This is a genomic window from Rhodopila sp., assembly GCF_035548235.1.
In the GTDB taxonomy this organism is placed as follows: domain Bacteria; phylum Pseudomonadota; class Alphaproteobacteria; order Acetobacterales; family Acetobacteraceae; genus Rhodopila.
Genome location: NZ_DASZTJ010000076.1, coordinates 1 through 10,575, shown reverse-complemented (window position 1 = coordinate 10,575; position 10,575 = coordinate 1). Strand labels below are relative to the sequence as shown.

Sequence of the window (10,575 nt, the reverse complement as noted above, 5' to 3'; positions counted from 1 at the left end):
TCCGACGATGCCTATCGCGCCGCCGGGGCGACGATCGTCGCGGACGCCTGGGAGGCTGAGATGGTGGTCAAGGTCAAGGAGCCGCAACCGCCCGAGATCGCGCGCCTGCATCGTGGCCAGGTGCTGTTCACCTACCTGCACCTGGCCGCCGACGCGGAACAGACCAAGGGCCTGATGCGTTCGGGGGCCACCTGCATCGCGTATGAGACGGTGACCGACCGGGCCGGCACGCTGCCGCTGCTGGCGCCGATGAGCGAGGTGGCCGGACGCATGGCGGTGCAGGTGGGCGCCCACTGCCTGGAGCGGGAGCAAGGCGGCGCCGGCATCCTGCTGGGCGGGGTGCCCGGCGTGCCGCCCGCCAAGGTGGTCGTGCTGGGCGGCGGCGTCGCCGGCACCAACGCCGCCCGCATGGCGGTCGGGCTGGAGGCGAGCGTGACGGTCATCGACCGCTCCCTGCCACGGCTCAAGGAACTCGACCTGCAGTTCGGACCGCGCGCGACGACGCTGTTCGCGACGGCGGAGGCGATCGAGCACGCGGTGCTGGGCGCCGACCTGGTGATCGGCGCGGTGCTGGTGCCCGGTGCGGCGGCGCCCAGGCTGGTGACGCGGGCGATGGTGCAGCGGATGCGCCCGGGATCGGTGCTGGTGGATATCGCGATCGACCAGGGCGGCTGCTTCGAGACCAGCCGTCCGACGACCCACGCCGCACCGACCTATGTCGAGGAAGGGGTCGTCCATTACTGCGTCACCAACATGCCGGGCGCGGTGGCACGGACCTCCACCTTCGCGTTGACCAACGCGACCCTGCCGTTCGTGACGGCCCTGGCGGAGAAAAGATGGCGGCAGGCGCTGGCAGAGGACCCGTTCCTGGCCGCGGGGCTGAACATCCACGACGGGCAGGTGGTGCATGAGGCGGTCGCCCGGGCCCTGGGGCTGCGGCATATGCCGCTGCGGGACGTGCTGGTGCCGTTCCCCGCGCCGGGACCGTGACGCGGACGGCGCCGATCCCGCGGCGCCTTGGGCGCCGGTCGCGTCTGACGGTGCCGAGGCGGGGGGCACGCGCGGGTGGCCTCTTGGCCGCCCTGGTGTCGAGAGGTCGTTGCGGCGGAACAGGCCTCCGCCGCCGGCTGCCTATCCCCGTCGCCGGATCGCCGCGGTCACCGTGTTCTCCAGCAGGCAGGCCACCGTCATCGGTCCGACGCCGCCGGGCACCGGCGTGATCGCACCCGCCACCGCGGCGCAGGACTCGAAATCGACGTCTCCTGTCAGCCGTCCGTCGGCAAGCCGGTTGATGCCGACATCGATCACCGTCGCCCCGGGCTTGATCCAGTCGCCGGTGATCATCCCCGGTCGGCCCACGGCCGCGACCACGATGTCCGCGCGGCGGCATTCCGCGGCGAGGTCCCGCGTGCGGGAGTGCGCGATCGTCACCGTCGCGTCGGCCGCCAGCAGCAGGGACGCCATCGGCCGCCCGACGATCGACGACCGGCCGACCACGATGGCCCGAGCGCCCGAGATGGGGACGTTCATGGTGTCCAACAGGTGCATGACGCCGCGGGGCGTGCAGGGCGCCAGGATGGGCCGGCCCTCGGTCAGCAGGCCGACATTGAGGGGGTGGAACCCGTCGACGTCCTTGGCCGGGTCGATCGCCTCGATCACCGCATGCGGCGACAACCCCGACGGCAGGGGAAGCTGCACCAGGATGCCGTCGACGCCGTCGTCGCGGTTCAGGGTCTCGATCGTCGCCAGCAGGTCGCGCTGGGTCGTCCCCGCGGGCAGGCGGAGGCTGCTGGCGCGCAGCCCGGCCTGTTGCGCGGCGCGATCCTTGGTGCGGACATAAACCGAACTGGCGGGGTCGTCGCCCACCTGCACCACGGCCAAGCCCGGCGAGAAGCCAAGCGCCGCGACCCTGGACGCGACATGTTCACGCAGACGCGCGGCGATCGCCTTGCCATCGATCAAACGGGCGGTCATCGGTCAGAACAAGGGGCGGAAGCTGTTGAAGACGATCGCCTCGTAGATCTTGGCCAGCAGCATGTTCGCGGCCTGCAGCAGCAGCAGCAGGATCAGCGGCGAGATGTCGATCGCGCCGAAGTTGGGCAGGACGTTGCGGATCGGCCGTAAGGCAGGCTCCGTCGCGCGATACAGGAAGTCGCCGATCGACCAGACGACGCGGTTGCGCGTGTCGAGGATGCCGAACCCGGCCAGCATGCTGAAGACGGCGGCCAGGATGACGACGATCGAGTACCAGTAGAGCAACTCACGCAGAAGCCAGAAGATGATGCCGATCATACCGTTTGCATTCCAGATACGCTGTGGGGCCGCCACAGGGCCTTGTCCCGCCGGCCCGTGTGTCGCGTCGGCCGACGCCCCGATGCGCGGCCGAACCGTGGTGCGGACCACTACAGGGGCCGACCTCACTCCGCAACAGGCAGTCGAGGGCCGTGTGCGATCGTTCGGATGTTCGCGCCCAGGCGGATCGAGTCGGCGGATCGCGTCGGCGGATCGCGTCGTGTGAATCACATTGAGATCACGTCCCCCCGCGCATGGTGCGGGGGCGGAAAGATGCTTTCATAACATCTTTCCGTGGGATCCTCCTCGGACGATCCCTGTCAACCCGGACCTTACTTGACCTGGCTGCCTGCGGTGGCCGGGTCCTTTTCGGCGATCTGGGACGCTTGCGTCGCCGGCACAGCCATGTGACAGGTCCACCATGATCGTCCGAACGCTTCTGTTCCTGCTGCTCGTCCTGGCGTTCGGTCCGTCGGCGCTGGCCGGCGACACCCTGCGCCTGGGCCTGCTGCACACGCTGTCGCCCGCGCCGTTCTACATCGCGCAGGAGCGCGGGTATTTCCGCGACCAGGGCATCGACCTGAGCTTCCGCTTCTTCGACGCCGCCCAACCGATCGCCGCCGCGGCAGTGTCGGGCGACGTCGATGTCGGCGTGACGGCCCTGACCGGCGGGTTCTTCAACCTGGCCGAAAAAGGCACGCTGAAGGTCATCGGCGGCGGGCTGCACGAGGAGAAAGGCTATGAAGGCGCGGCCATCCTGGCCTCCGACAAGGCCTATGACGCCGGCCTGACCAGCCTGGCGAAGCTGCCGGGGCACAGTTTCGCGATCACCCAGTACGGCTCCTCGTTCCACTACATGGTCGGGCGCATCGCGGAGGCGGAAGGCTTCGACATCAAATCCGTCACGCTGCGGCCGGTGCAGACGGTCGCGAACATGCTGGCGGCGCTGTCCTCGGACCAGGTGGACGCGACGATCGCCATCGCGTCGCAGGCCAAGCCGTTGGCGGCCGCGGGCCATGCGCATATCCTGGCCTGGGCCGGCGACGTGGTGCCGTACCAGTTGACGGCGGTTTTCACCACGCCCGGCATGATCGCGAACAAGCCGGACCTGCTGCGCCGGTTCGCCGCCGCGTATCGCAAAGGCGTCGCCGACTACCGTGACGCCTTCCTGTGCACCGACGCCGGCGGCCATCCGGTCGTCGATGCGAAAACCGATGCCGCCGTCGCCCTCGTCACCAAATACGTCTTCACCGGCGACCCGGACGCTCGGCGCAAGATCCTGCAGGGGGTCGGCTACTACGACAAGGACGGCGCGCTGGACGTCAAGGACGTGCTGAACCAGATCGCCTGGTTCAAGGCGCAGGGCCTGGTGAAAGGCGACCTCGACCCGTCGGCGATGCTGGACACCCACTTCCTGCCGGCGCGATGAGCGGGCTGCGGCTTACGGTCGATCGCCTGACGCATCGCTACGGCACGCTGACGGCGCTGCGGCAGGTCAGCCTGGCCGCCGAACCGGGCCGGGTGATGGTGCTGGTCGGTCCCTCGGGCTGCGGCAAGTCGACGCTGCTGGGCCTGATGGGCGGGTTGCTGGCGCCGTCGGAAGGGGAGGTGCGGTGCGAGGGCGAGGTCCCGGACGACTGCCTCAACCCCATGACGTACGTGTTCCAGGATTTCGCGCTGCTGCCCTGGCGTACCGTCGCGGGCAACGTCGCGCTGGTGCTGGAGGACCGGATGCCCCGGCCCGCCTGTGCCGAACGGGTGCGGGCGGTGCTGGCGCTGACGGGCCTGGCGGATTTCGCGGACGCGCTGCCCAAGGCGCTGTCCGGCGGCATGCGCCAGCGGGTCGGCATCGCGCGCGCCTTGGCCGTGCGCCCGGCCTGCCTGCTGCTGGACGAACCGCTGTCCGCGCTGGACGCCCAGACCCGCGACCTGCTGCTGGAGGAGTTCGCGGCCCTGATCGGCCGGGCGGGGACGACTACGGTGTACGTGACGCATAATCTGCAGGAAGCGGTGCTGCTGGGCCAGCAGATCGTCGTGCTGTCCCGCCGGCCGGGACAGGTGCGGGAGATCCTGCGCCTGGACCGCCCGCTGGCCGGACGAAGCCTGGCGGATGCCGACCTGGCGGAGACGGAGCGGCGCCTGTGGCGGATGATCCGCGACGACGCGGCCGAGGCGGAGCGGGAGCGGGCCGATGCGCCGGCTTGACGGCAAGGTGCCGTTCCGCGGCGGCGGCTTCTCGCCGTCCGACCATCCCGCCGCCGCGGCGGCGACGCTGTGCGTGGCGGTGGCGCTGTGGCAGGCGGGGGCCTCGGCCGGGCTGATCCCGACGCTGTTCCTGCCGGCACCGGTCGCGATCGGGCGGGCACTGTGGGCGCTGACGGTCAGCGGCGAGTTGTGGGGGCACCTGTCGGCGTCGCTGTTCCGCCTGGGCGTCGGCTGGGTGGTGGGCACCGTGTTCGGGATCGGCATGGGGCTGGCGGTGGGGCTGTGGTCGGCGTTCCGCTCGCCCGGCATGGCGCTGGTGTCGGCGCTGTTCCCGATCCCGAAGATCGCGCTGGTCCCGCTGTTTATCATCTGGTTCGGGATCGGCGAAGGCGCCAAGATCGCCACCGTGGCGTTCGGGGTGTTCTTCCCGACGGTGATCGCGACGGCCGGGGGCGTGGACAACGTGCCGCGCGGGCTGGTCCGGATGGGCCAGAGCTTCGGCCTGTCGCACGGCGCCATCGTGCGCAAGATCGTGCTGCCGGCCGCGCTGCCGGCGATCCTGAACGGCTTCCGGGTGACGTCGTCGATCGCCATCGTGCTGCTGGTGGCGGCGGAGATGATCGGCGCGCAGAAGGGGATCGGCGCCTTCGTGCTGGCGGCGGGGAACCTTTACGACACCGACAACCTGCTGGCCGGCATCGTCGTGCTGTCGCTGCTGGGGCTGGTGGTGGCCTGGGCGATCGGACGGCTGGAGCGATGGCTGCTGGGGTGGCGGGGATAAAACGACGCCGCGTCCCGCACGGCGCCGATGGCGGCATGCCGCGGTCCATGCCAAGGTCGGCACGGATTTTTCGTGGAGGAACAATGCAGAACTGGCTCACCCGTCACTGGGTGGTTGGCGCGGGCTTCATGGCGGCGGCGCTTGTCGCGTTGGCGCCCGCCTTGGTTTGGCCCGTCGCGGTATCGTCGACCGGCGGGGCATCCGCGGGGGGGACGTCGACCGGCGCGATGCCGCTGGCGATCTTCCTGCTCTTCCTGCACAGCCCCGTCTACATGATCCATCAGGTGGAGGAGCACACTGGCGACCGCTTCCGGCGGTTCGCCAACCAGAGGCTGTTCCACGGCCTGGACGCGGTCAGCGTGCCGTTCGTCCTGGTGGTGAACCTGCTGCTGGTCTGGGGCATCAACCTGCTGGCGTTGTACGCGGGCGTGATCTGGGGCGCCGGCTGGGGCCTCTCCGCGCCCTACCTCATGCTGGTGAACGCGCTGAGCCATATCGGCGCGACCTATCGCTTCCGCTGCTACAATCCCGGCCTGGTCACCGGCATTTTCCTGTTCCTGCCGCTGAGTCTGCTGACGCTCTGGGCGGTCGGCCTGAGCGACGGCGTGATCCCGCACCTTCTGGGCCTGGCCGTGGCGGTGCTGCTGCACCTGGTACTGATCGGCGTCGTGGCCGTGCGCTATCGCTGGCTGGCCGCGCCGGAAGCCGCTCGGCGCTGACCGTCGCGCCCCTTGCATTACACCGATCTGTGTGCCACGGTCCCGCCATGGCACGCCCGGAAGACATCCCCCAACCGACACGCGACGTGGTGCTGAACCTGCCGTGTCCCAGCTTCGACACCACGCCGTTCGTGTCGGGGCCGCCATTGTCGCAGCGGCGCATCGCGATCGTGACCTCGGCGGCGGTGATCAAGCGTGGCGACCAGCCTTTTCCGTTCGGCTCCGGCGAGTGCCGGTTCATCCCGAACGACACGCCGACGGGCGAACTGTTGGTCTCGCACGTGTCGATCAACTTCGATCGGTCCGGCTGGCAGCGCGACGTGAATGTCGTCTTCCCGGTCGACCGCCTGAAGGACATGGCGGCGGCCGGGGAAATCGGCGGCGTCGCCCCCACGCATTATGCCGTCATGGGCTCCACCGATCCCGCCGCGATGGCCGAATCGGTCGAGCAGATCGCCGGACAGCTTAAGCAGGAGCGGATCGACTCCGTCCTTCTCACCCCTGTCTGACCCCTCTGCACGCGCGCCGTGTGCGCGCTCGGCCACATGCTTGAGGAACGAGGGTTTTCGACGGTCGCGCTGGCGTCTGTCCGCGTGCAGGCGGAGAAGACACGCCCGCCGCGGGCCTTGTGGACGTCGGCCGTGCTGGGCCGGCCCGTTGCGGAGCCCGACGACCGGGATTTCCAACTGCGAGTCCTGCGGACGGCCCTGGGCCTGTTGGAACGTACCGACGGCCCGGTGATCCTGGAGGACTTTCCCGACGATCCGCCTGGCCTGAAAGACACCCCCGGGTGGACGGCCCCGGCGACCCGGGCCGCGACGGTCTCGACCGCGGCCGAATGGCGTGATGCGTTCCGCGCGGAGATGCAGGCGCTGATGCCGCTATGGAAGGCGGCCCAGGATCGGTTCGGCCGGACCTCGATCGGGCTGTCGTTCCTGCCGCCCGAGGCATGGCCCGACCTTGCCGCCGAGGTTCTGGCCGGAGGCCTGCCGGTGACGCCGCGGCTGGGGACGACGGCGCTGACGGTGCGTTTCTTCTGCGACGACCTCAAGGCGCTGTACGGCGAGGCCGCACAGGCCAAGGGACCGAAGCCGTCGCCGATGCAGGTGGATACCTGGTTCTGGCGCGCCACCGTCGCCGGCGAGATGCTGCGGGCGATCCGGAAAGTGGCGATGGAAAGCGAGAACAACGGCCTGAAAACGGTCGGCGGCCGGTTCTTCGTCCCGACGCCCTGGGTCTGACGGCGATCGCCGCCGGGTGTGGCGCCATGGGCGCTGGCCATGCGCGCTGGCCATGGGCGCTGGCCATGGGCACGCCGGCCTTTCTGCGTCTTGGAGGGGCCTGGCCCGGCCGTCCGCGGCTTACGGTGCCGGCGAAGGGAAATCCGCAGACGGCCGGCACAAGGCCGGCCATGGCGGAAGGGGGTTCACCGACGGTTCGCCCCGACCGTCCGGTCGAATTCCGCGTCATCGATTCCCAGCGACTGCGCGGCGGCCCGGATGTCGCGCCAGGTCGTATCGTCCACGTCGATCCCGGCCTGCGCCCGCTTCGCCGCCATGCGCCGTTCGGGTTCGCCCGGCATCAGCACTTCCTCGACGCCCGGGGCGACTTTCGCCGATTTGACGTGCGTCTTCACCGCCTGGATGTCCGCGTCGACCTTCGCCGGGTCGCCGATCTTGCTGACGTCGATGACGATGGCGAGCATCGAATTCAACGTGCCGCCCTTGCCCGGCACGAAGGACCCCTGACCGCCGGCGATCGCGGCGGTCATGATCTCGCACATCACCGCCAGGCCTGAGCCCTTATGCGCGCCGAACGCCCGCAGGGCGCCGGCATGGTCGCGGATCAGGCCGGTCGGGTCGTTGGTGGGGTTGCCGTCCGCGTCGATCAGGCAGCCATCCGGGACCGTGGTGCCCTTGTTGTAGGCGACGCGCGCCTTGCCCGCCGCGATCGTGGTGGTCGCCATGTCCAGCATCACCGCCGGCCCGTCGCTGCCCGGCACCGCACAGCAGAACGGATTCGTGCCCAGCCGCGCCTCGGCCGCGCCGAAGGTGGCCTGTATGTCGTGATGGTCGGCCACGTTGACGAACGCCGTGAACGCGCATCCCCGGGACGCCGCCAACTCCGCATAGGTGCCGATGCGCCCGATATGCGAGGCGTTGCGGAACGCCAGCACGCAGGCCCCCATCTCCTTCGCCTTGGCGATGGCGCGCTTGACGGCATTGGCGGCCATCTGCTGGCCGAAGCCGCGCTTGGCGTCGATGACCAGCAGCGCGCCGGCGTCCAGCACCGTCTCCGGCGCCTGGTTGGGGACCAGCAACCCGTTGTGGAAGTTGCGCACATAGGACGGCAGCATGCCGACGCCATGGCTGTCGTGGCCGGCCAGGTTGGCGCGGACCAGATGGTCGGCGACCTCGGCGGCCTCCGCGTCCTCGCTGCCCATGCGGCGGGCGATCAGGTGGGTCATGGCGCGCAGCGCCTGGGGCATCAGAGTGGGCATGGGCCTGCTTCGGTTGGTCGGAGTCGATCCGGGCAGGGTTACACCGGGTTGCCGTTCGGGGAAAGGTGACGCTGTGCCGCGAGGCCCAGCCTTATCAACCCGGTCGCGATCACTTGCGGCCGGCATCGATGAGATTGGTTTTTTAGATTCAGATGACACTATGGCACAGGGCAAGACGGACAATTTTCATCTGATCCTTCGGAAAACACATCGTTTCTCCACGTGCAGAAAACAAAATCCCAGTGCTCGGATTTTTTTTCAAAATCCGAAAAATACGATTTCAAACCGATGACGTCATACTTCCATGATTGACGTATTTTCTCTTGACCGGGCCTCGGGTGACGCAATATTCGTTGCTTACGAAATCACATGCCGGGATCCCGTAAACTCTTCGGGCGCCGGTTCCAGGGGGAAACATGGCATCTCGATACGCAATCGGTCCGAGCATCGGAACGGCGCGGCTGGGCAATTCGCCGGACGGATTCTATCTGGAGCCGGACAAGGTCGGCGGCCTGCCGATCGCGTGTGACTCGCACGGAAACGTCACGACCCAGTCCGGCATGCCTGTCAGCGTGCGGCGGTTCAAGGACACGCAAGGCCGTGTCATGCGGCAGGGTGCCTATTTCCGGGTGTTCGAGATTCTTGACGACAACACCAGTCGGGAGCTGACCCTGGACTCGCCGGATGTCGCGTCGATCACCTGGACCGTGCATCTCGCGAACAAGAAGGCGTGCTGGTACCAGTTCTCCGGCCTGGAAGGCAATCTGCTGTATGGCGAAACCAACAGCTACGCCGCCAAGGGCGTGGCCCAGCGCAATCCCGACGCCAAGACAACCGACCAGCGCCGTGCGTTGATCATCGATCCGGGCCCGCGCAGCGTGTCCGGCAGGCGCCAGCACGCCGCGATCAACAAGGCGTCGTCCACCGGCTATAGATTCGCGAGCTGGCCGGAGCACGTCATTTATGGCGAGCTGATCGACAGCCTCGGCGATCTGCTGACCGACGATGCCGGCCGCCTGGTCGTTCTGGGCGGCTATGGAAAATCCGGCGGCGATACCTCGATCACATCGTTCGCCGGCGCCAATTCGTGGCATGACGACATCTCCGACGGTCCGGTGGCATGCACGGTCCACCTGAGGGACGGCCAGGTGCTCGAGCTGCAGGCCTGGTGCCTGGTGGGTTCGCCGAAATTCGCGCCGGAGGTGGAAAACATCGTCAGCCTGGACGACACGATGTTCGACACCGCGGTGCGCTGCCTGAACGCGTATCCCGAGATTTTCGCCAATGGCGGCTTCAACGCGGCCTATGCCCCGAATTTCGAGCGCGACATCCTGCCGATCCTGAAGCGGCCGGGCGGTTATCGGTGGGTCGCCAACACGCCGTCGATGAATTCGCTGTCGCCGCCGCCATTCGATCCCAGGGACAAGTCGGAGGCCACGCAGGGGCTGCGCGACGCGTACCTCGCGCTGTTCCGGATTCCCAGCCCGGAACACGCGATCGGGCCGGACGCGAACACGCTGTTCACCACGAACGGCTTTCCGATGATGCCGCTGAATTCGGGCAGCAATTCGGTCTTCAACCAGAAGGACCTGATCGACAAGTTCCTGACGCTGACCGAAACGCAGTATTTCTTCCTGAAGCAGTGGGCCGCCGGGCGCTTCGACACCACGTCGCCACCGAAGACCGATATCGTGACGGCGCTGTCAGAAGCCAGCATGGGAAATTGCGTAGGCGGTCCGTTCTGCCCCGGTATCGAGGTTACCTGGAGCACGCGCAACCCCAATCTCTACGCTGCATCGCGGCAAATTCGCCAGCGCCACCCGATCACGTACTACAACGAGTACGGCCTCGATCCGGACGAGGACGAAACCGCGGCACCCCTGGGCTGCGAACCCGGCGACCTGACGAAGCGCATGGCGATCCCGTGGCAGGCGGACTTTTTCCAGTGCTCGATCCAATACATCAACTTCACTGATCCGGCGGTGAACAAGGGGGACGGGATTCCGGCCCCACCGACCTATTATGCCTATTGGTGGCCGCCGCAGAGCCCGTGGCAGGTGATCACCGGCGACCTGGGC

At 68.3% G+C, this 10,575-nt stretch carries 11 protein-coding genes; 8 read left to right on the top strand and 3 right to left on the bottom strand.

Going from position 1 to position 10,575, the window contains the following annotated elements; genetic code table 11:
• A partial coding sequence (gene ald, locus VHB27_RS06350; protein ID WP_325598359.1) for an alanine dehydrogenase occupies window positions 1–990 on the top strand: 990 nt, incomplete at its 5' end.
• A gap of 141 nt (window positions 991–1,131) precedes the next feature.
• On the opposite strand, the gene folD is transcribed toward ald, so the two are convergent.
• Window positions 1,132–1,974, bottom strand: coding sequence for a bifunctional methylenetetrahydrofolate dehydrogenase/methenyltetrahydrofolate cyclohydrolase FolD (gene folD, locus VHB27_RS06345; RefSeq protein ID WP_325598357.1), 843 nt, complete (start codon window positions 1,972–1,974; stop codon window positions 1,132–1,134).
• Window positions 1,975–1,977: 3 nt separating this feature from the next.
• Window positions 1,978–2,292, bottom strand: a complete 315-nt coding sequence (locus tag VHB27_RS06340; RefSeq protein WP_325598355.1) for a YggT family protein — start codon at window positions 2,290–2,292, stop codon at window positions 1,978–1,980.
• A gap of 421 nt (window positions 2,293–2,713) precedes the next feature.
• On the opposite strand from VHB27_RS06340, the gene VHB27_RS06335 reads away from it, so the two are divergent.
• The 6 genes from VHB27_RS06335 to VHB27_RS06310 all read left to right on the top strand — a co-directional run bounded on the left by VHB27_RS06335 (window position 2,714) and on the right by VHB27_RS06310 (window position 7,238).
• Window positions 2,714–3,721 carry an ABC transporter substrate-binding protein gene (locus VHB27_RS06335; RefSeq protein WP_325598353.1) on the top strand — a complete coding sequence of 336 codons (1,008 nt, stop codon included), beginning with the start codon at window positions 2,714–2,716 and terminating at the stop codon, window positions 3,719–3,721.
• A complete protein-coding gene (locus tag VHB27_RS06330) occupies window positions 3,718–4,497 on the top strand; it encodes an ABC transporter ATP-binding protein (RefSeq protein WP_325598351.1) in 780 nt (259 codons plus the stop codon). The genes VHB27_RS06335 and VHB27_RS06330 overlap by 4 nt, the downstream gene beginning before the upstream one ends.
• Window positions 4,484–5,278 carry an ABC transporter permease gene (locus tag VHB27_RS06325; RefSeq protein ID WP_325598349.1) on the top strand — a complete coding sequence of 265 codons (795 nt, stop codon included), beginning with the start codon at window positions 4,484–4,486 and terminating at the stop codon, window positions 5,276–5,278. Before VHB27_RS06330 ends, VHB27_RS06325 begins: the two co-directional genes overlap by 14 nt.
• A gap of 83 nt (window positions 5,279–5,361) precedes the next feature.
• The gene (locus VHB27_RS06320) at window positions 5,362–5,997 is read left to right on the top strand and encodes an HXXEE domain-containing protein (protein WP_325598347.1); all 636 of its coding nucleotides are present in this window, start codon (window positions 5,362–5,364) and stop codon (window positions 5,995–5,997) included.
• A 47-nt stretch (window positions 5,998–6,044) separates the two neighbouring features.
• A complete protein-coding gene (locus VHB27_RS06315; protein ID WP_325598345.1) occupies window positions 6,045–6,506 on the top strand; it encodes a glycine/sarcosine/betaine reductase selenoprotein B family protein in 462 nt (153 codons plus the stop codon).
• Between the two features lie 36 nt (window positions 6,507–6,542).
• Window positions 6,543–7,238: a hypothetical protein gene (locus VHB27_RS06310; protein WP_325598343.1), complete on the top strand. Its 696-nt coding sequence runs from the start codon at window positions 6,543–6,545 to the stop codon at window positions 7,236–7,238.
• A 185-nt stretch (window positions 7,239–7,423) separates the two neighbouring features.
• Here VHB27_RS06310 and VHB27_RS06305 read toward each other — a convergent pair whose 3' ends face one another.
• The gene (locus tag VHB27_RS06305) at window positions 7,424–8,497 is read right to left on the bottom strand and encodes a malate/lactate/ureidoglycolate dehydrogenase (RefSeq protein WP_325598341.1); all 1,074 of its coding nucleotides are present in this window, start codon (window positions 8,495–8,497) and stop codon (window positions 7,424–7,426) included.
• A gap of 416 nt (window positions 8,498–8,913) precedes the next feature.
• Between VHB27_RS06305 and lodA the strand changes: the two genes are divergently transcribed.
• Window positions 8,914–10,575: CTQ-dependent lysine 6-oxidase LodA (lodA, locus tag VHB27_RS06300; RefSeq protein ID WP_325598339.1), on the top strand; the 1,662-nt coding region annotated here is incomplete at its 3' end.

What these genes read in the sequence shown, in the direction of transcription:
- folD (WP_325598357.1), bottom strand. Translation starts at nt 1,974, where the DNA reads ATGACCGCCCGTTTGATCGATGGCAAGGCGATCGCCGCGCGTCTGCGT.
- VHB27_RS06340 (WP_325598355.1), bottom strand. Translation starts at nt 2,292, where the DNA reads ATGATCGGCATCATCTTCTGGCTTCTGCGTGAGTTGCTCTACTGGTAC.
- VHB27_RS06335 (WP_325598353.1), top strand. Translation starts at nt 2,714, where the DNA reads ATGATCGTCCGAACGCTTCTGTTCCTGCTGCTCGTCCTGGCGTTCGGT.
- VHB27_RS06330 (WP_325598351.1), top strand. Translation starts at nt 3,718, where the DNA reads ATGAGCGGGCTGCGGCTTACGGTCGATCGCCTGACGCATCGCTACGGC.
- VHB27_RS06325 (WP_325598349.1), top strand. Translation starts at nt 4,484, where the DNA reads ATGCGCCGGCTTGACGGCAAGGTGCCGTTCCGCGGCGGCGGCTTCTCG.
- VHB27_RS06320 (WP_325598347.1), top strand. Translation starts at nt 5,362, where the DNA reads ATGCAGAACTGGCTCACCCGTCACTGGGTGGTTGGCGCGGGCTTCATG.
- VHB27_RS06315 (WP_325598345.1), top strand. Translation starts at nt 6,045, where the DNA reads ATGGCACGCCCGGAAGACATCCCCCAACCGACACGCGACGTGGTGCTG.
- VHB27_RS06310 (WP_325598343.1), top strand. Translation starts at nt 6,543, where the DNA reads ATGCTTGAGGAACGAGGGTTTTCGACGGTCGCGCTGGCGTCTGTCCGC.
- VHB27_RS06305 (WP_325598341.1), bottom strand. Translation starts at nt 8,497, where the DNA reads ATGCCCACTCTGATGCCCCAGGCGCTGCGCGCCATGACCCACCTGATC.